General features: G+C 72.4%; 9 protein-coding genes. 5 read left to right on the forward strand and 4 right to left on the reverse strand.

Annotation, left to right across the window (positions count from 1 at the left end; all coding sequences use genetic code 11):
• The 3 genes from AOK01_RS14370 to AOK01_RS14380 form a co-directional block, all read left to right on the forward strand.
• Positions 1 to 4,032, forward strand: a 4,032-nt coding sequence (locus tag AOK01_RS14370) for a non-ribosomal peptide synthetase (RefSeq protein WP_281181354.1), incomplete at its 5' end; no start/stop codon positions are given.
• Positions 4,032 to 13,454: a non-ribosomal peptide synthetase gene (locus AOK01_RS14375; RefSeq protein WP_063792794.1), complete on the forward strand. Its 9,423-nt coding sequence runs from the start codon at positions 4,032 to 4,034 to the stop codon at positions 13,452 to 13,454. The genes AOK01_RS14370 and AOK01_RS14375, both read left to right, overlap by 1 nt.
• Positions 13,402 to 14,280 carry a TauD/TfdA dioxygenase family protein gene (locus AOK01_RS14380; RefSeq protein ID WP_055511504.1) on the forward strand — a complete coding sequence of 293 codons (879 nt, stop codon included), beginning with the start codon at positions 13,402 to 13,404 and terminating at the stop codon, positions 14,278 to 14,280. The genes AOK01_RS14375 and AOK01_RS14380 overlap by 53 nt, the downstream gene beginning before the upstream one ends.
• A 98-nt stretch (positions 14,281 to 14,378) precedes the next feature.
• Here AOK01_RS14380 and AOK01_RS14385 read toward each other — a convergent pair whose 3' ends face one another.
• Positions 14,379 to 15,986: a hypothetical protein gene (locus tag AOK01_RS14385; RefSeq protein ID WP_055511506.1), complete on the reverse strand. Its 1,608-nt coding sequence runs from the start codon at positions 15,984 to 15,986 to the stop codon at positions 14,379 to 14,381.
• A 209-nt stretch (positions 15,987 to 16,195) separates the two neighbouring features.
• Between AOK01_RS14385 and AOK01_RS14390 the strand changes: the two genes are divergently transcribed.
• Together AOK01_RS14390 and AOK01_RS14395 are read left to right on the forward strand one after the other, a co-directional pair.
• The gene (locus AOK01_RS14390) at positions 16,196 to 16,858 is read left to right on the forward strand and encodes a response regulator transcription factor (protein WP_055511508.1); all 663 of its coding nucleotides are present in this window, start codon (positions 16,196 to 16,198) and stop codon (positions 16,856 to 16,858) included.
• Positions 16,849 to 18,060 (forward strand): sensor histidine kinase, encoded by a 1,212-nt coding sequence (locus AOK01_RS14395; RefSeq protein ID WP_055511510.1) that lies wholly within the window; start codon positions 16,849 to 16,851, stop codon positions 18,058 to 18,060. The genes AOK01_RS14390 and AOK01_RS14395 overlap by 10 nt, the downstream gene beginning before the upstream one ends.
• Positions 18,061 to 18,083: 23 nt before the next feature.
• On the opposite strand, the gene AOK01_RS14400 is transcribed toward AOK01_RS14395, so the two are convergent.
• The 3 genes from AOK01_RS14400 to AOK01_RS14410 are packed head-to-tail and all read right to left on the reverse strand — an operon-like array spanning position 18,084 to position 21,073.
• Positions 18,084 to 19,589: a gamma-glutamyltransferase gene (locus AOK01_RS14400; protein WP_055511511.1), complete on the reverse strand. Its 1,506-nt coding sequence runs from the start codon at positions 19,587 to 19,589 to the stop codon at positions 18,084 to 18,086.
• Between the two features lie 3 nt (positions 19,590 to 19,592).
• A complete protein-coding gene (locus tag AOK01_RS14405; protein ID WP_245702253.1) occupies positions 19,593 to 20,225 on the reverse strand; it encodes a cyclase family protein in 633 nt (210 codons plus the stop codon).
• Positions 20,222 to 21,073 carry a creatininase family protein gene (locus AOK01_RS14410; RefSeq protein ID WP_055511513.1) on the reverse strand — a complete coding sequence of 284 codons (852 nt, stop codon included), beginning with the start codon at positions 21,071 to 21,073 and terminating at the stop codon, positions 20,222 to 20,224. Before AOK01_RS14410 ends, AOK01_RS14405 begins: the two co-directional genes overlap by 4 nt.
• Positions 21,074 to 21,122 lie beyond the last annotated feature (49 nt).

Consider the following 21,122-nt stretch of genomic DNA (forward strand, 5'->3'; position numbering starts at 1 on the left):
CCCTCCCCCCGCCATGAGCACTCGGACACCACGGCCCTCGCCCCTGCCTCCTTCGCCCAGCAGCGCCTGTGGTTCCTCGCCCAACTCCCCGGCGGGAACGAGGCGTACAACGAGGCCTTCGCCTTCGCCCTTCGCGGCCCCCTCGACCCGGCCGTCCTGCGCCGCGCGCTCGACACGCTCGTCGTCAGGCATCAGGCACTGCGCACCAGGCTTGTGGCGGTCGAAGGGGAGGTCCGTCAGCACATCGATCCGCCGGAGACCGGATTCGCCCTCGCGGCGGACGATCTCACCGGACTGGCGGACTCGGCGGCGCGCCTCGACGAGCTGCGTCTCGCGGAAGCCACGGCCCCGTTCGACCTGGCGCGTGGCCCCCTCACGCGCGGTCGCCTCATCGCTCTGGCGCCGGACCACCACGTCCTGCTGTTGACGATGCACCACACGATCTTCGACGGCCAGTCCCTGAAAGTGCTGATGCGCGAACTCGGCGCTCTGTACCCGGCGTTGTCGCACGGCAGGACCTCGCCGCTGCCGCACCTGCCGCTGCAGTACGCCGACCACGCCCGCGCCCAACGGGAGCGCGTCCTCTCGGGCGGGCTCGCCGAACAGGCCGCCTTCTGGCAGAAGCAACTGGCCGACGCCCCGCCGCTGTCCGGCCCGCTCACCGACCGGCCGCGCCCCGCCCAGCAGGATCTGCGGGGCGGCCGGGTGGAGTTCTCCCTCGATGCCGAACTCACGTCGGAGCTGACGGCATTGGCCCGGCTCCACGAAGGCACGCTGTTCGTCTCCGTCCTGACGGGCTGGACCCTGCTGATGTCCCGGCTCAGCGGCCGTACCGACGTCGTCGTGGGCACGCCCACGGCCAACCGGCGGCACAGGGACCTGTCAGGCCTCATCGGCTTCTTCGTCAACTCGCTCCCGCTGCGCGCCGACTTCTCCCGCACGGCGACAGCCGGCGAAGCCCTCAGACACGTACGGGGTGTCCTGCGCGAGGCGCTCGACCATCAGGACCTGCCGTTCGAGCGCGTCGTGGAACTCGTCAACCCGGTCCGCAGCGCCGCTCACACGCCGTTGTTCCAGACGATGTGTGCCTGGGTTCCCGACCGGAGCGCTCTGCTGCGACTGCCAGGTCTGGATGTCGCTCCGCTCGACATCCCGCACGCGCCGGCGAAGTTCGACCTCGCGCTGTCGCTGACCGAGTCGCAGGGTCGTGTCGTCGGCCACCTGGACTACGCGTCGGCGTTGTTCGACGAGGAGACCGTGCGGCGGTACGTGCATCAGCTGCGGCACCTGCTGACCGACATGGTGGCCCGGCCGACGGCGCCCGTCGGGGCGCTGAAGCTGATGGACGACCGCGAACGGCGTCTGCTGCTCACGGACCTTGCCACCGGTGCACCGCTCGCGGGCGGGGCGCCGTCGCACACGGGTGGCCTGATGGGCCGGTTCGACGAGCAGGTGGCGGCCCGCTCCGCGCAGACGGCGCTGGTGTGCGGCGACGAGCGGCTCGACTACGCCACCCTTGCCGGGCGGGCCGGCCGCCTCGCCCGTGCCCTCGCCGACCGGGGTGTGGGCCCCGGCGCCGTCGTCGGGCTGCACACCGGACGTTCCGTCGAACTCGTCGTGGGCGTCCTGGGCATCCTGAGAACCGGCGCCGCCTATCTGCCGCTCGACCCGGCCCAGCCGCCCGCGCGGCTCGCCGCGATGGTCGAGGACGCGGCCCCCGTCCTGGTGCTCAGTGATCTGCCCGGCCCCGAGAGGCCGGCCGCGTGGCACGACCTGACGACGGTCAAGGCCTCGGTCGGGGCGACAGACGAGGCGCCGGACGAGGCCTTGGCAGACAACGATGTCCCGCCTCCGACGACGCCACCGACAACGTCTCCGCCGGTGGCGGACGACGAGCAGGCGGCGGACGACGAGCAGGTGGCCTACGTGCTCTACACGTCGGGCTCCACCGGCCGTCCCAAGGGCGTGGCCGTCACGCAGGGCAGTGTCCTCAACCTGTTCGACAACTGGCTGGACCGGATGGGAGCGACGCCGGGAGAGGCGACCTCGGCGTGGTCGAGCATCGGCTTCGACGCCTCGGTGCACGAGTTGCTGCTGCCGCTGACGACGGGCGCCGAACTGCACCTGGTCCCCGAGGAGCTGCGGGGTGACCCCGAGGAACTCGTGCGGTGGATGCGGGAACACCGCATCGTGCAGGCGTTCCTGCCGCCCTCCTACATCCGCTGGATCGACGAGGAGCCCGGCAGACGGCTCGACGGGCTCGCGCTGCGCCAGTTGCTCACCGGCGTGGAGTCGCTGCCGGAGGCCGCGCTGCACCGCATGCGCGAACACCTCGCGGGCCTCAAGGTCTGCTTCGGCTACGGGCCGACCGAGGCGACGCTGTACAGCACGGCGTACTACGACCCACGGCCGCTCGACCGGCAGTGCCCCATCGGGCGCCCGCTCGCCGGAACCCGGATGTACCTCCTCGACGAGCGGATGGAGCCGGTGCCGGTCGGGGTCGCCGGAGAGGTCTATCTCGGCGGTGCGAGTCTCGCGGCCGGGTACCTCCACCGCCCCGACCTGACCGCCGAGCGGTTCCTGCCCGACCCGTTCCTCCCCGGCGAGCGCGTCTACCGTACGGGCGACCTCGCCCGACGCCTGCCCGACGGCGACGCCGTCTACCTGGGGCGCGTCGACGACCAGGTGAAGCTGCGCGGCTTCCGCATCGAACCGGCCGAGATCGAGGCGGCGTTGCTCGCCCAGCCTGGGGTGCGCGAGGCGGCCGTGGTGGTCGACCGGGACACCGGCGCCGAGCCCCGGCTGGTGGCGGCGGTGGGCCGCGGCGATATGCCCGCCGGGCCCGTACCCGCCAGGCCCCCGCACGAGTGGCGCGCGGCCCTGGCGGACCGGCTGCCGGACTACATGGTCCCCGCGGTCGTCGTCGAGCTGACCGCCCTGCCCCTGAACCGGAACGGGAAACTGGACCGCGCGGCCCTGCTGCGGGAGGCGGCCGAAGCCACCACGAGCCAGGTCAACACCCAAACGCCCCGCGACCACATCGAGTTGACGATCCACCAGATATGGCGGGGCATCCTCCTCGGCCCGGACTTCGGCATCCGCGACAGCTTCTTCGACATCGGAGGCACCAGCCTGTCGGCCATCAAGATGGCCCACGGCATCGGCGAAGCACTCGGCACGACGCTTCCGGTCCGCGACATCATGCTCCACCCGACGATCGAAGACCTCGGCGGCCTCGTCCGCCGGGGCCGCTCGGGGTCACCGCCGAGCAACCTCATCGAGTTCCGGCACGGCGGCGCCGGCGGGAACGTCGTGTGCGTCCATCCCGCCGGCGGCACCGCGTTCTGCTACCTGCCCCTGGCCAGGGCACTGCCCGCGGACGTCGGCCTGTACGGGATCCAGTCCCCCGGAGTGAATCCTGGCGAGGCATTCCTGCCCAGCGTCGAGGCCATGGCCGAGGCGTATCTGCGGCTCGTCGAACCGTTCGACGACGGCCCGCTCGTGCTCACCGGTCTCTCCTACGGCGGTCTGGTCGCGCACGAGATGGGCCGCCGTCTGGCACGCGGGGGCCGCACCGACGTGAGTGTCGTGCTCCTGGACACCCAGGCCACCGAGAACACCGAGGAACGCGCCGCCGTCGCACCTGTGGACCTGGCCGAGTTCCGGGACAAGCTCGTGAGGTTCAACGGCATGTATCCGGGGATCGACGATGAGCAGATCGACCAGTACTTCCGGATCTACAACCACAATCGCATGACGGCCCGTGACCACCTCCCGGCGCCTTCACGGGCTCGTCTCGTCCTGGTCCAGGCCGTGGGCGGCTCCACCACCGACCCGGCGTCCCTGCCGGAGGTGCGCGGCTTCTGGCGGCGTCGCGCGGAGGGCGGCTTCCGGGTCGAGCCACTGGACTGCGACCACTGGGAGGTACTGGAGAGCAGCACCTCCCCACGGGTGGCCGCCGTCCTCACCGCGGAACTCACCGCCGAACTCGCCGCGCCCTCCCGCGCGTCCGCCGTCACCGAGGAGGCGTGATGTCCGGCTTCCCCACGTCCGGCCTCACCGCATCCGGCCCCACCGCGTCCGGCCCCCTGCTGGCCGATGCCGTCCTCGGCCAGGCCCGCCTCACCCCCGACGCCCTCGCCGTGGTGGACGGCGACCACCGGCTCGACTACGCGGCGCTCGAACAGGCCGCCCTGCGCGTGGCACGCGGCCTGCGGGCACGCGGGATCGGCGCCGGGCAGGCCGTCGCGGTCTGCCTGCCGCGATCCTGGCAACTGGTGTGCGTCATGCTCGGCATCCGCCGTGCCGGAGCCACCGTGGTCCCCCTCGACGCGCAGAGCCCCGCCGAACGCCGCCGCCACATCCTCGACGACTCGGCGGCTGCCGCCCTCGTCCACGACGGCACAGTCGCCACGCTCGGGGTGGGCGCGGACCCCGGCTTCCTGCTCGACGTCGCCGAGCTCCTCGGCACGGACGCGAACACGGACGCGAACACGGGCACGGACGCGGGGTTGGACGCGGGGTCAGGTACGGGGCTCCTCGACGAGGTCGGCCCCGCGACGGACGCCGCCGCCTCGTTCCTCTTCTACACCTCGGGTACCACGGGCCGTCCCAAGGGTGTCGAGGTCAAGGACGCCGGAATCATGCGGCTGGCCGACCCCGGCTTCCTCTCCCCCACCACGGGCGCACGGTACGCGAGCATGTCCAACCCGGCCTTCGACGCGCTGAGTTTCGAGGTCTGGGTGCCGCTGCTCACAGGCGGAACCTGCGTCGTCCTGAGCGACGAACAGGTCCAGAACCCTCGGCTCCTCGCCGATGTGCTGCGCCGCCGACGGATCGACGTCCTCTTCGTCACGGCGGCGCTCTTCAACGCCGTCAGCGACACCGCCCCGCACTGTTTCGACTCCGTCGGCCAGGTCCTCGTCGGCGGCGAGCAGCTCAATGCCTCCCGCATCAGGCGCTGGTACCGGGACAACCCCGGCGCCGCGACATGCCTGGTCAACGCCTACGGGCCCACCGAGTCCTCGACCTTCGCCCTGTACCACCCGGTGCCCCGTGACTTCGACGGCGACACCGTCCCCGTGGGCCGGCCCCTGCCCGCCACGGACGCGCTGCTGGTCGCCGACGGCTCACGTACCGCGGACACCGACGAGGTGGGTGAGCTGTACTTGTCCGGGGCGGGGTTGGCGACGGGCTACCGCAATCTGCCCGAGGAGACGGCACGGCGCTTCGTGCCGTTGCCCTGGCACGACGCGGGCCGCGCCGTCTGGTACCGCACCGGCGACCTCGCCCGCCGTGACGCCGCGGGACTCCTCACCTTCGTCGGGCGGGCGGACCGCCAGGTGAAGGTGCGCGGTTTCCGCGTCGAGCCCGGAGAGGTCGAGCAGCGGCTCGCCGCGCACCCCGCCGTCCTGCAGGCCCGCGTCTGCGTCCGGCGCGACGTGGACGGCGCCCATGAGCTGCTGGCCTACCTGGTGCTGGGTTCCGAGCCGACGTACGAGGAGTACGACGCGTACGAGCGTCATCTCACGGCCACCCTGCCGCCGTACATGCGCCCGCACCGCACCCACCTCGTGGACGCCCTGCCGCTCAACGCCAACGGCAAGGTCGACGACACCGCCCTGCTCGCCGGCCCGGCACCGACCTGGCGCCGCACCTCGGTCACGGCCGTCGAGGTGACCGACGCGCAGCAGGAGGTGCTGGAGATGGCCGGGAGCGTCCTGGGGGTGCCCGGTCTGCGGCCCGACGACCGCTGGATCCCCAACGGCGGTGACTCCCTCAAGGCGCTGCGGCTGCGCTTTCGCATCCGGCAGCGCTGGAACGTCGAAGTACCCCAGACGGTCGTACTGCGAGAGGACTTCGCCACGCTGACGGAGGCCATCTCCTCCGCCACCTCCGCCGCACATCAGTCGTCGCCACTCCACCCGTCCGTGCCCGCCGCGAGCGGGCAGCGCACGGCACCGGCCACGTCCGAGCAGCAGCGCCTGTGGCTCCTCGACCGGAGCGATCCGCACAGCCGCGCCTACCACGTTCCGCTCGCCTTTCACCTGGAAGGAACCGTCGACGAGGACGCCCTGCGCGCGGCGCTCACCCGTCTGACCGTCGAACACCCGGCGCTGCGTACGGCTTTCCGCTCCGCCCCCGAGGGGCTTCTCCAGCAGGTCGGCGACCCCTTCGATCCATGGGAACCGGCCACCGTCCTCGACGACGAGGCCGACGAAAGCGGTGAAGGCTACGAGGGCTCCGAGGGCTGGGAAACCGCGGCGCGGCGCTTCTTCGCCGTCCCCTTCGATCTCGCCGAGGCCCGGATGCTGCGGGCAGGCCTGCTGCACACGCCCGGCGGCACGGTCCTGCTGCTGCACCTGCACCACATCGCCGTCGACGGCTGGTCCCTGAACGTCCTCTTCCGCGACCTCACCGCCTTCACCGCGTCCGCTGCGGGCCACGAAGGCAGGGAAGGCACACGGCATACGCCACTCGACTTCGCCCTGTGGCAGCGGCGTTGGCACCTTGAGCCCTCCTACAAGGAACAGCGGTCGGCACTGCACCGGCAGTACGCGGCCCTCGCCCCCGCGGCGCCCCCGCCCGTCGCGGCGGACACGGCCGGCACAGAGGCCCGGTTGCTGTCCGCGTCCGTCGACCTCGGCCGGCGCTCCCGCCTCGACCGCCTGGGAGCGGAACTCGGACTCACCCGCTTCCAGCTCCTGCTGGCCGCGTTCTCCTGGAGCCTGTACGGCGTGACGGGACAGACCCGTCCCCTGATCGCCAGTCCCGTGTCGGGCCGGCCGGTCACCGAATTCATCTCCGCCGTCGGCATGTTCGCCAACACCGTGCTGCTGCCGCTGCGTCTTGAGCCGGGCAACGGCCTGCGACAGCAGCTGGCCGCACAGGCTTCGGGCGTCCAGGAGATCCTGGACCGGCAGGACGTGGCACTGACGGACGTGCTGACCGACCACGACTTCGGTGACGGCCCGCTCTTCGACTTCATGTTCGTGCTGGAGAACACCGACTTCGGCGCGCTGTCGCTGCCGGGATGCCGGGTGCGCCCCGCCTGGCTGCAACCCGCCGACACCAAGTGCGCGCTCACGCTCTCCGTGGTCGAGCGGGAGTCCGGGTTCGACTGCCTGTGGGAGTACGCGGCGGGTCGGTTCGACGCCGAACTGGTGGCGTCCGCCCATCGGCTCTTCGTACGGGCGATCGACCTGCTCACCACCGACGACGCGGATGCCGCCGACGAGGGCGAGGACGGCGCCGAGAGCGAGGGCGAGCACACGCCGGCAGCCCTCGTGGCCCCCTACCGGCGTACGCTCCCCGACCCGGGACAAGGTCCACTGAGCGCACCCGGGTTCACCACGGTGGCCGAGGGCTTCGCCCTCCAGGTGGGCCGAACACCGCACGCCCCGGCCCTGACCACGGGCGACCACACCCTCACATACACCGAACTGGACGCTCGGGCACGGTCGTTGGCGGCCGAGTTGGCGGACCGGCACCCCCTGCCCGCCGACCCGGCCGCGCCGGCCCGCGTGGCCCTGTATCTCTCACCCTCGGCCGAGCACGTGGTGGCTCTGCTCGCCGCCGCGCAGCTCAACCTCACCGTCGTACCGCTCGATCCCGCCTATCCGCCGGCCCTGCTGCGCCGGATTCTGCGCGATGCCGCCCCCTTGTGCGTCCTGACCGCGCCGGGCGCGGAGGCGGACGTGGACGTGGACACGATCGCGCCGCCGGAGCTGCCCCGCCACCCGATCGACCTGTCCGCCGCCGCGCCGCCCGCGCCGCGGCCGGCTCCCCACGCGGGGCTCAGGCCGCTCTACACGCTGTTCACCTCGGGCTCGACCGGCACGCCCAAGGGCGTCGACGTGCCGGACCTGACCCTGTGCAACCTGCTGCACTGGCAGAGCGAGGCAGGCGGTCTCGGCCGGGCCGCGGTCACCCAGCAGTTCTCGATGCTGTCCTTCGACGTCTCCTTCCAGGAGATCCTCACCACGCTGTGTTCGGGCGGGCGACTGCACCTCGTGCGCCCCGAGTGGCGGCAGGATCTGCCGGCCCTGCTCGACCAACTGGAACAGGCAGGCGTGGAGCGGCTGTTCCTGCCCTGTGTGGCGCTGCAACTGCTCGCCGAGCACGCCGTCCACCTGGGGCGCTTCCCCTCCCGGCTGCGCGAGGTGGTCACCGCCGGCGAGCAGCTCCTGTGCACCGACGCCATCCGCCGCTGGTTCGCAGGCCTGGCGGACGCCCGCCTGTTCAACCACTACGGGCCCACGGAGACCCATGTCGTCAGCGGCCTGTGCCTCGACGGCGACCCGATGCTGTGGCCCGCCCGCCCGGCCATCGGCCGCCCGGTGGCCAACACGGTCCTGCGGGTGGTCGACGACAGCGACGAACCGCTCCCGCCGGGGGCCGCCGGCCGGCTGCTGATCGGCGGCCCGATGGCCTCACCCTGCTACCTCGGCGACGCGGAGCTCAACCGCTCCAGGTTCACCGAACTGCCCGGCCAGGGAACGTTCTACCGCAGTGGCGACCTAGCGCATTTCGACGCCGCCGGGCTGCTGCACTTCGACGGCAGGGACGACGACCAGATCAAGATCAGCGGTCACCGGCTGGAGCTCGGCCACCTGGAAGCCGCTCTCCTGCGGCACCCGGCGGTCATCGGTGCCCTGGTGGCCCGCGACGGCGATTCCCTCGTAGCCCTTCTGCAGTGCCGTGGGGACGACCCGGACCTGAAGGACCTCACCACTCATCTCGCGGGGCAGATACCGCCCTTCGCCCGCATCCGCACCTTCCGCAGGGTCGAGGCGCTGCCGCGCACCCCGAGCGGCAAACTCGACCGCCGCGCGGTCGCCACCCTGGGGCGTGAGCTGCTGGGTCCGGACACCACGGAATCCGCCGTGTCCGCACGGGAAGCCCGGCTGTGCGAGTTGTTCGCCACGGTCACGGGCAAGAGGGTGCTGCCGGACCAGCGGTTCTTCGACGCGGGCGCCGGCAGCCTGGACCTGATGCGCTTCCAGTTGCGCTGCGGTGTCGACCTGGGCCTGTCCTTCGCCGTCGCGGACCTCTTCGAGCACGTCACCGTACGGAGCCTGAGCCGCTTCCTCGACGCGGCCGGCGGTCCGGCACCCGCCGCGGCGAGTTTCCCGGCTGAGCGGGACGGCATCTCGGACGAGCCGATCGCCGTCGTCGGAATGGCCGTGCGACTGCCCGGCGCCCCCGACCTGGCGTCGTTCTGGCGCATGGTCGAGTCGGCGGAACGCGGCATCGAGCACTTCCCGGCCCCGGCAGGACGCGTGGGCGCCCGCAGTCAGATGGACGGTCTCCTGGCCTTCGACCCGCACCGCTTCGGCATCAGCCCGCAGGAGGCGCGGCTGATGGACCCGCAGCAGCGGCACCTGCTGATGAGCTGTGTCGAGGCGCTCGCCCACGCGGGCCTGGCCGACCCCGCGAGCCGGCGCGTCGGACTCGTCGCGGGCTGCGGCGAGAACACGTACTTCCAGTCCATGCTGCGGGAGGCCGACCCGGCCGCCCTGCCGGACGGCTTCCGGCTGGCCCTCCACCACGACAAGGACTTCCTCGCCACCAAGGCGGCGTACCACCTGGGCCTGACCGGCCCCGCCTTCACCGTCCAGGCCGCCTGCGCCAGCTCCCTCGTGGGTGTGCACATCGCCGCTGGTCTGCTGCGGCAGGGCGAGGCCGACGTCATGCTCGCCGGCGGAGTGCTGGTCGACACGCTGCTGACGGACGGGTACACGTACCGGCCGCAGCACATCTTCTCGCCCGACGGGCACTGCCGGCCCTTCAGCGACGACGCCGCAGGCACCGTCGGAGCCAGTGGCGTCGGCGTCGTGGTCCTCAAGCCACTGAGCCTCGCCGAGCGCGACGGCGACACCGTCTACGCGGTCGTCACCGGGTCCGCCCTCAACAACGACGGCGCGGCGAAGCTCGGTTACAGCGCGCCCTCCGTGGCCGGGCAGCGGGAGGTCATCCGCACCGCGCTGCGCCGCAGCGGTCGCACGGGCACCGACATCGGCTACGTCGAGGCACACGGCACCGGCACCCGTCTCGGCGACCCCGTGGAGGTCGCCGCGCTGCGCCAGGCACTGGACCTGCCCGACTCCGCCTCGTGCGCCCTGTCGTCCGTGAAGAGCCAGATCGGTCACCTGGGGGCGGCTGCGGGCGTCGTCGGCCTCGTACGGGCGGCGCTCGCCGTCCATCACGGGGTGATCCCGCCGAACGTCGACTTCCGGCGCCTCAACCCGGAGATCGGCACCGAACCGGCCCCCTTCCACATCCCGACGACCGCGCGGCCCTGGCCGGCCGGGCGTCCACGCGTCGCCGCCGTGAGCAGTTTCGGCATCGGCGGCACCAACGCCCATCTGATCCTGGAGCACCACGCGGCCACCGCACCGGCACAGGCGCCGTCGGACACGGGCGGCCGACTGGTGCTGTCCGCCGACAGCGAGGACGCCCTGCGTACGGACGCCCGACGCATCGCCGGCCATCTGGCCGCCGCTCCCCGGACGTACGCACAGGTCCTTCGCCATCTCCGGGGCGGCCGTCCGACACGCACGCACCGTGTCGAGGCCTTCTGCCCGGACGCCGAGAGTGCCGTGGCGTGGCTGCGGACGGTCGCGGACGGTACGGAGCGTGCCACGGCCTCCGGGACCGCCGCGGGCACGGCTCAGGAACAAGCACAGCGCTCCGCTCCTCCGCCCTGGGACTTCCCGCCGCCCGCCTTCGCCCTCACCGATCACGACTTTCCCCGCGCCGACCGGCAGCCCGAGCGCGGTACGACAGCCGGTTCCGCCGTCGACGCGCCCCCGGCGAGGATGCCGGAGGACGCGTGGCTGCACCAGACGGAGTGGGCGCGGACGCGACGGGCCGTCCCCTACACGGGACCCGTGTCCGGGCGCCCGGTCGTGGTCGTCACCGACGGCACCTCGACGCCGGTCGACTGGAAGGCCCTGCACTCCGCCCACAGCCGCGTCGTCCACGTCACGACCGGTACCGCGTTCGCCCGGTTCGGCACCGACCGGTACGAGGTCGATCCCGCCGACCCCGCCTCGCTGACCCTCCTGCTCCGGGACGTCGTACACGACGCTCCCGAGGGATTCGAGTGGCTTCACGCGCTGCCGCTCGGCGTCGAAGGGCCGGTCGGTGAGCGGTCGTTGGAGGACGCGCGACGCGTCTGCCTCGATCACACGGCCGCCCTGTGCCAGGCGGCGGCGGACCTGCCGTCCGGCACACGTCCGCGCCTGTGGTGGCTGTCCCACGGCGCACAGCCGGTGACGGGCGACGTACCGCGCCCCGAACTGGGCCTGCTGGCCGCGGCGGTGGAGGTGCCGCGCCAGGAACTCGGCCTGGACACCCGCTGGATCGACCTGCCCGGCGCCGACCCGTCCCAGTGGGCCCACCTGCTGCCGCTCGTCCTCGCCGAACCGCACACGGCGGACGGCCCGGAGCGCCGCATCGCGCTGCGCCGGGGCTACTGGTGGCGCCCGGTGGCCCGGCCCGTGCTGCCGCCCCTGTCCCACGCCTCAGCCGGGCTCATGGAGGGCGACGGCACGCACCTCGTCCTCGGCGGCACCGGTGGCATCGGAACCGGTATCGCCGCCTGGCTCCTCGAACGCACCGACGCCCGGGTCGTGTTGCTCGCCCGGCACCCCGCCCTGCCGCCCGCCCTCGCCCGCTGGTCCGACCGTGTCACCCTCGTGGCCGCCGACCTCGCCGAGGAGCCCCTCGACGACCTCCTGGAGCGCCTGGCACCCCACACCGCCCGCCTCCACGGCATCGTGCACGCCGCGGGCAGCGCGACCGGGGCCCTCCTGGTCCGCCGCGACGCCGGGACCATGCGCACAGCGAGCCGGGCGAAACTACGGGCCGCCCTGCTCACCGAGCGGCTGATCGCGCGCCACCGGCCCCGCTACGCCGCCTACTGCTCGTCCCTGTCGGCCCTCTTCGGCGGAGTCGGCCAGTTCGACTACGCGGCCGCGAACGGAGTGCTCGACGCCTTCGCCCACTACGACGGCGACGCCGCCTCGGCGACCGTGCGGCTGAGCATCGGCTGGGACGTGTGGCGGGACTCCGGCATGGCCCGCGACGCCCTCGGCACCGACACACGCCACCAAGCTCATCTGCGGACGGGACTGTCGACCGCCGAGGGACAGCGCGTCTTCGCCGACGCCGTGGAACTCCAGCTGCCGCACCTGCTCGTGTCCACCACACCACTGGAGGCGTCCCGGTACTTCTACGAACCCCCCGGGCCGGGGACCGCGCACAAACCGCAGGCCGCGCACGAGCCGCTCGGTGCCGTGGAGCCGCCCGACGCCACCCATCTCCTGGAAGCGGCACGGGGGTTGCTCGGCACGGACACCCTGGACCCGGCGGCATCCCTGTACGACCTGGGCGCGGACTCCCTCACCCTGCTCGACCTGCTGTCCGAGGTGAAACGGCTGTACGGGGTCGATGTCGAGCTCTCCCGGCTCAGTCATCAGGTGAGCGTCAACGATCTCCTGGCCCGCCTCGACCGTCCCCCACCGGCCGAGGACTCCTCCGGCGACCCGGTCGCGATAGAGACCTGGCAGACCGGCGACGACCAGGACGTCCTGTGCGTGATCCACCCGGTCGGCGGCGACATCCAGGCCTACCGGCCGCTGGTCTCCGCCCTGGACGCGCGCACCACGGTCTGCCTCGTCCCCGACCCCGCCCTGCGCGATCCCCGTCTCCCGCACTGGTCGGTCGCCGAGCGGGCCGGTCGCTACCTCGCCGCCCTGCGCGCCCGTTTCCCGAGCCCGAAGACGCGGCTACGGCTCGCGGGGTGGTCGTTCGGCGCGCTGGTCGCCCATTCCATGGCCGCGACCGCCGAGGCGGCGGGCCGCCCCCTGGACCGGCTGTACCTCCTGGATCCGCCCGCGCCACACGCCTCGCCGCTGCCGGAGGGCCTGGACGAGGACGCCCTGCGCGCCGTCTTCCAGCACGAACTGCTCGGCAACAAGAGGCAGTCGACGTCTCCGGCGACGGGAGAGTCCTACGCCGAGCGGCTCGCCCACTGCTGCCGGGCCAACATCACCGCGATGACCGGCCACACCGCACCCCGCGTGACCCGTACGCCCAGCACCCTGTGGCTCGCCACCGAGGCCACAGAGGCCACCACCGGCCTGACCCTCGCCGCGCCCGCGCCATCCACCACAGCCGCAGCCGCAGCCGCAGCCCCAGCCGCTGCCGCTGCCGCGGAATGGACGGCGCTGCTTCCCCATCCCGCCCGTGTGCACCACGTACACGCCACTCACTACGGCATCGTCACCGGTCGGCACGCCCAGGACATCGCCCGCGCGATCGACGCGGAACGGCCGGGCGACGCCGCCGACGACGGCAGGCCCGTCGACCTCGACCCACACATCGGAGACATCCATGGACCAGTTCACCCTGGACGCCGTCGAGCGCATCACGACGGCGCCCCGTGAGACCTACGACAGCTTCACCGTCGACCCGCTGACCCCGCTCCTGGGCGCGGAGATATCCGGCCTCGACCTCTCCGAGGAACTGACTCCGGTCCAGCAGAAGGACGTCAGGGCGGCCTTCCTGACCCACCACGTCCTCGTCTTCCACGACCAGCACCTCGCGCCCGAGGACCACAAACGGTTCGCCGCGCTCTTCGGCCCCCTGCATCCGGTCGCCCTGCCCGAGGAGGGTTCCGACCCGTACATCCTTGAGATCCGCGCGGACAGAAACTCCCGTGCCGTCGCCGGCAACGGCTGGCACGCCGACGGGACCGCCGACGCCGAGCCCTCCCTCGGCTCGATGCTCTACGTGACCGAGGTCCCGGAGATCGGCAGCGGAGGCGACACCCTCTTCGCCAACATGCACCTCGCCTACGACATGCTGTCCCCGGCGATGAAGACGTTCCTGGACGGGCTGACCGCCGTCCACGACGGCGCGCGTCCCTGGCTCGCGCAGGGGCAGATGCCCCCGCCCGAGTACGACGTGCCGCGCAACGAGCACCCGGTCGTGGTGCGTCACCCCGACACCGGACGCAAGCTCCTGTTCGTCAACGGCCCGTACACGTCACGGATCACGCAGTTGTCCGACGCCGAGAGCACGGCCGTCCTCCACATGCTGTACGACCACATCGCCCGCACGAACCTGCTGCACTGCCGGGTCCGCTGGCAGGCCGATACCCTGGCGTTCTGGGACAACCGCTGTGTCCAGCACCATGCCACCTGGGACTACTTCCCGCACTCCCGCTACGGGCAGCGCATCGCCATCGACGGAACCCGGCCCTTGGCCTGACCACGGTGTGTTCGTACCGAGGACACTCCGGCGAGGCCCCGGTGCCTGCCCGGCGGCACCGACCGGTGCGGTCGGGCAGGTCCCGGCATGCGTCGGTGTCAGGGGCGCAGGTACCGGGTCAGCTGTTCCAGCAGGCGTGCGGCGTCCTGGAGGTTGCGGGCGGTGTCCGAGAAGTCCACGGCGAGCAGTTCCCCCGTGTCGGCGCCGCTCTCCTTGTCCGCTCCTGACACCGGAGCGGGAATCCTCGTCCCCCGGTATCCCACCGGCTCCGCGCCGGCATCCTGCCGGTAGCCGACGAAGTCGCAGTCGCCGGGAGCCGCGGACTCGGCGCCGCCGTCGAAGAAGCGCACCGCGTTCAACTGGGTCTCGTCCGCACCGCGGTTGGCGGTGATCCGCAGGCGGTAGTGCCGATGGGCCTCGGCGCGGGCGAGCGCGAACTCCTTGGTCTGGTAACGCCCGTGGAAGGACTCGCCCTCGCGGGAGTCCAGCCGCGTCCAGTCCCGGCCGTCGGCGGAACCCTCCAGCACCCAGACCGCCGGGTCGCGGTCGGGGGCGTCGTTGGCGGAGGTCAGGCTGTAGGCGCTCACGGCGACGGGAAGGTCGAAGGTGAAGCTCAGCTCGGGGTCCTGCTCGTGAGCGAGCCACTTGCTGTGCGGCTTCACCAGGTTCTTCGCGACCTCGCCGAACTCCGCGAACTCCTCGCTGGCCCACACCTGCGAGACCAGGTCGGTGATGTCGCGCCGCTCGCCGGACACCGGGGCCTGTCCCACGACGGCCGCGGTGAGCAGGGAGAGCGAGGTGGCCGCGCCGTGGCGGTCGCTCCATGTCACGCGTTCCACCGGTGCGCCGCCGTCGTCGAGCAGCAGCCGCAGCCGGCCGGCCGGGCTCCACACTCCGTCGTGCGCCTCCTCGGTGGTGAAGTGCCGCACGGTGGTACCGGCGGCGGCGCCCGTGTGGGGCATACGGCCGGTGAGGGTGCCGCGCAGTTCACCGAGAGAGCCGTCGGCGTCCCGGAAGTGGCCGTGGAACCCCGACAGATCCGAATAGAACGCCACGGAGGACTCCGTCCCCGTGGTCCCGCGCCACGCCAGCCGGGTGACCGGTTCCCGCTCCCCGGCGACGTCGTGGGTCTCGCTCCGGTCGAGAAGGAAGCGCAGCTCCGCCGCCGGCTGCCAGGCGGCGCCTCCGAGGCGGCGGCGCTCGGTGGTGAAGACCCACCCGGATCGTTCACCTGTGTCGTGCCCGGAACCACGCCGTGCCCGGCCGTCGTGTTCGGCGGAGTCCACCATGAGGGTCCGCAGCCGGAGCACGCCGTCGCCTCCCCTTTCGGCGTCGGCATCGGCCTCGGCCTCGGCATCGGCGTTGTGTATCGCCAGGACGTTGGCGCCCGGCCGCAGCGCCGTGCCGGGCACGGTCAGCACGTACTCCCGTACGGTGTCGGGGCCTTCGGCTCCGGGCAGCAGGAAGTTCTTGGCCAGCGGCTCACCGTTCACCGTGACGTCGATCGGCGCGGCGACACCGAGCACCGACATGCGCAGCACGGCTTCGGTGATCTCCGCGCCGTCCGGCACCATGAAGTCCACATCGAGGTGGCCGCCGGACGCCACCACGACGTAGGACGGAGCGACCACGCAGCGGTGCTGACGCACGACGGCGTTCGACAACTCGGCGGGCCGGGTGGCGAAATCGACGAAGACAGGGTCCATCACGTTTCCTCACGATCGTCCAGGACACCGCACGCGGCCAGGTGACCGGTCGGTGATCCGTTTCGTCCAGGACACTAACGCCCGCCTCTGACAACAGCCCGCAGCCACAGGGGAGTTGGGGCCGAACCGCGACGAGCGCGGTGCGTGCCGCGGACATCCGGCTCCGAAGCCTTATGCCGCTGCAATCACGGTCCTGGTTTCATGACGCGATGAGAGTGCTGATAGCCGAGGACCATCGCGTGCTCGCCCGTACGATCGCCACCGGTCTGCGGCGGCAGGCGATGGCCGTCGACATAGCCGGCACGGGGGACGAGGCCGAGCGGAGGTGTCTGCTCACCGCCTACGACGTACTGATCCTCGACCGTGACCTGCCGGTCATGACCGGTGACGAGGTGTGCAGGCGGCTGCGGGACCTGGCGGATCCGCCGCGCATCCTGATGCTGACCGCGGCCGGGGAGATCACGGACAAGGTCTACGGACTCACCACGCTCGGCGCGGACGACTACCTGGCCAAACCCTTCGACTTCGCCGAACTGGTGGCCCGCGTACGGGCTTTGAGCCGCAGATCGCCGCAGCCGCCGCGCACCGTTCTGCGGCAGGGCGGCATCACACTGGACGGGACGCGGCGCGAGGTGTCCGTGGACGGCCGCCCGCTGGAGCTGACTCCCAAGGAGTTCGCGGTCCTGCATCTGCTGCTCCAGGCCTGCGGGGCGGCGGTGCCGCACCGGGAGATCGTCCGCACCCTCTGGGACGAGAACCTCGACCCGCGTACCAGCGCGGTCCGGGCCACCGTCAGCCGGCTGCGCGGCAAACTCGGTGACCCGGGCCTCATCAGCGTCGACAAGGGGCAGGGATACCGCCTGTGCGACTGAACCCGCGGACGCTCCTCGGCAGGCTCCCCTTCCGCGCCCGCCTGGCCGCGGCCATCTCCGCCCTGTTCCTGGTGGCCGGTGTGGCGCTGCTCGCCTTCGTGGTGCTCCTCGCGCGCTACGGGACGGCCCAGCAGGTCCAGGGGATCGCCGTCGAGCACGGCAATGTGTCGACATACGGCGATGTGCCGACGAGTCCTGAGCATTCCTCGGGCCGCACAGGCCTCGCAGGGCCGCAGCCGGCCCGGGGCAGGGCCGACGGCGACATGGCACTGATCCGAAAGATCGACTGGACCGTCCAGGCCGTCCAGGACACCGCCCTGCGGCAAATGGTGCTCTGGTCGGCGGTCGGGCTGCTGGTCATGGCGCTGCTGGTCGGCCTGCTCGGCTGGTGGCTGGCCGGGCGGGCACTGCGGCCGGTCACCTCGATGACCGAAGCGGCCCGCCGCATCAGCGAGCAGAACCTGCACCAACGGCTGGCACTCACCGGACCCGACGACGAGCTCCAGCGCCTCGCCGACACCTTCGACACCATGCTCGAACGGCTGGAGAAGTCCTTCGAGAGCCAGCGGCGCTTCATCGCCAACGCCTCCCACGAACTCAGAACACCCCTCGCCGTCCAGCGCGCTAGCCTCCAGGTGGGCCTCGCCGACCCGCTCCCCGAGGGGCTCGCGGAAGTCCGCGAGGACCTGCTCACCGCCAACCGTGAAGCCGAACAGCTGGTCAACGCCCTGCTCCTGCTCGCCCGCAGTGACCGCGGTCTGGAGGAGACCGTCGACGTCGACGTCGCGGCCACCGCCGAGACGGTGACGGCCGAACTCGCCGCGCAGGCCGCGATCGAGTGCGTGGACATCGGTCTCACGGCGAAAGCCCCGCGGCCCGTCCTCGGCGACCCCCTCCTGCTACGGCATCTGCTGACCAACCTCATCGGCAACGCGGTTCGCCACAACCGTCCGGGCGGTCATGTCCGCGTACGGGTCGAGGACCGCACCGTGACCGTGACCAACACCGGCCCCCTGGTGTCCGCCGAACAGATCCCCGCCCTGTTCGAGCCGTTCCGCCGCCTCGCCCAGGACCGTACCGGCACCACCGGCCACGGCCTGGGCCTCTCCATCGCCGACTCCATCGCCAAGGCCCACAACGCCGGACTGACGGCCGAACCCGGCGAAGACGGCGGGCTCCACATCACCTTGTCCTTTGCCTGACCGCGTGCTTTCGCTGACCGCGCTCATCGACGCGCGGAGCCGGTGAGGACGGCTGTCGTGCCGTCCGCCCTGGGGTCGCTCGCCGCGTCGACCTCGCCCGCTCGCAGCCGCGCCGTCTGTACGTGGCCCGCCTCGTCGTGCGGTCCCGCTGTCCCGGCCACCTCCAGGCCCAGCCGGAGCGCGACGGCGGTCAGGTGCCCGGCGTCCGGGGTGCCGGGCTCAAGGACGAGGGTGGGGTGCGCGCGGTCCAGGTCGCGGGAGCCGATGACCCACCGGGGACGGGCCAGTACGTCCTTCGGGGCGGGGGCGTCGAGGAGGTCCTCGGCCACCTGCGACAGGATCCACGCCTGGGCCCTGCCGCCCTGGCAGCCGAGGGACACGACGCGTCCCGGGGCCGTGGCGAGCGCCGGGCACAGCGTGTGCGGGGGCCGCGCCCCGGGCCGCAGCGCCCCGGGGTGCGCCGGGTCCAGGCTGAACGCCGAGCCGCGGTTGTGGAGTACGACGCCGGTCGCCGGGTCGGCGATGCCCGATCCGAAGCTCTGGAACACGCTCTGGATCAGGGCCACCGCGTTGCCCTCGTCGTCGACGGCGGTGACGGCGACCGTGTCCCCGGCCGGTCTGGGTCCTGCGGGCAGCGCGGCGATGTCGCGCTCGGCGCGCAGCAGCAGTCCTTCGATGTCCACGGCGCCCGACCGGGGGTCGCCGAGGAGCGCGTCCCTGCGAAGCTCCGCCTGTCGCGCGGCGGTCAGCGGGTCGCCGCCGCGTCCGAGTACGGCCAGCAGGGCCGCTCCCTGGCTGGGCGGCGGGGCCACCCACCAGGTGACGCCGTTACGGGTCGCGCTCAGTGGAGCGGTGTTCTCCGCCCGGTGTCCTGCGAAGTCCGCCGCGTCGAGCAGGCTGCCGCGCTCACGCAGGCCCGCGACGAGGCGCCGGGCGGTCGGCCCGGTGTAGAAGTGGCGCCAGTCGTCGGAGAGTTCCGCCAGGGTCGCGGCCAGTGCCGGCTGGACCAGGGTGGCTCCGACGGAGAGCGGTTCGCCCGCCTTGTCCAGCAATAGCGCCGACAGCCCCGGGTCGGCCCGTACGACGTCGAGGCGGTTGCGGATCGCCCGGGCCAGTCCCTCGCTCACCGCGACACCGCCGTCGGCCAGGGCGAGGGCCGGTGCGAGGGTCCGGGCGAGCGGCAGCCGCGCTCCGAGGCGGGCGAGTTCCGCCCATCCGGCGACCACTCCGGGGACCGTCACCGTGTGCGGGCCGCCGGGCGGCATCCGGTGCCCCGCCGCCCGCAGCGGTGCGGGGTCGGTGGCCGCCGCGGCGGCTCCCGCCGAGAGCACTGTGCGGACGGTGCCGTGCGCGCCGTCGCGGACCAGGGCGACGAGGTCGCCGCCGATGGAGCACTGGTGCGGGTAGGCCACCGTGAGCGCCGCCGCGGCGGCGAGCGCGGCGTCGATCAGACCGCCGCCGGCGGCGGTCACCTGGCGTGCCGCCTCGATGGCGGCGGGATGGGGCGCGGCGATCGCGATCGTGGCCACGGTTCAGTCCCGGGTGGTGAGGATGGCGCGGGCGAAGGAGCCGTCGGCGCCGACCAGTTTGGTGGGCAGGCAGGTCAAGTCGTAGGTTCCGGCGGGTACTTGGTCGAGGTCCGCGTTCTCCAGGATGAGCACGCCGGCGCCCAGCAGGGAGTGGTGGACGTCCCAGGTGTCGGTGCGGTGGTGGCTCTCGATGGTGAGGTAGTCGATGCCGATGAGTTCGACCTCGTGCTCGATCAGCCAGTCGGCCGCCTTCGGGGAGAGGCCCACCCACTGCGGGGCGCGTTCGGTCTCCTTGAGGGGGCCCGCGGAGTTGGAGGTCTTGAGCAGGACGCGGGTGTGCCCGGCCGCCCCGCCCTCCTCCAGGTGATGCGGTTCCACGTCTCCGTCGACGTGGGTGAGGTCCACGACCAGGGCGGGGCCGACCAGCGAGTGCAGGGACACCTCGTCGATGGGGGTGGCGCCGTCGCGGAAGTGGGCGGGGGCGTCGACGTGCGTGCCGGTGTGGGCGCCGAGCCGCCAGCGCGTGACGTTGGAGGCGTCGCCGTCGGAGAGGGATTCGACGACCTCGACCTCGGGCTTGCGTCCCCAGTGCAGCATCTCGGGGTGGATGGGCAGGGTGATGTCGTAGATCTTCACGCGGTCGCTCCGGGGCGGTGGGTCGGGTCGGGCCAGGGCTCGTGCACGGCGGCCGACACGGCGCGGGCGGTGGTGAGCAGGCAGCGGTCGAACTCCTCGCCGCCGTGCTCGGCGTCGGCGTCGGCCACGTCGCGGCCCCAGACTCCGGTCTCGCTGACCTGGTCCATCCGGTAGTCCCAGAAGGAGTCCACGTCGGTGTGTGAGGTGGCCAGGTCCATCCGGACCAGTTCGGGGTGGAGGTGGAGCATGACCGAGGTCTCGAAGAAGTTGGCGTGCATCAGGCCCCGGCCGTACTGGACGTGCCCGTCGACCTCGGGGCCGGGATACATCGTCACGTAGCCCAGGGCCCGTACGCGGGCGTCGCGGTGGCGTACCCGGAGCTTCTCCGCGGACACGTCGAGCGCGCCGTTGTTCCAGATGTGCCCGTTGAGCAGGATGAACTGCCGTACTCCGGAGGCGTACAGGGAGTCGATGACGTCCTCCACCACGGCGATCATCGTCTCCGGGCGCAGCGCGACCGTGCCGCCGAAGTCGCCGTGGGAGGCGGAGACGCCGAAGCCGATCGGTGGCACCACCGGTACGCCGGTGAGCGCGGAGACGCCGAGGGCGACGGCGCGGCAGATGAGGGTGTCGACGGCCAGCGGCAGATGCGGTCCGTGCTGTTCGGTGGCGCCGACGGGGATGATCACGGCGTTCTGCGCGGCGGCGGTGGACTCAGCCTGCTGCCAGGTCAGTTCCTCCCACCGGACCGGCACTCCGGAGCCGCCGAGTTCGGCGGCGAGTGCGGGAACGTCCAGGCCGGTGGGGACGGGCTGCTGTCCGAAAAGTTCGGGGACGGCTGGTGTCATGGTGCTTCCTTCTTCTGCGGTGCCGGGTTCGCTGCCTGGTTCGCTGTCG

Origin of the sequence: Streptomyces aurantiacus (assembly GCF_001418335.1) — a bacterium.
Classification (GTDB): Bacteria; Actinomycetota; Actinomycetes; order Streptomycetales; family Streptomycetaceae; genus Streptomyces; species Streptomyces aurantiacus.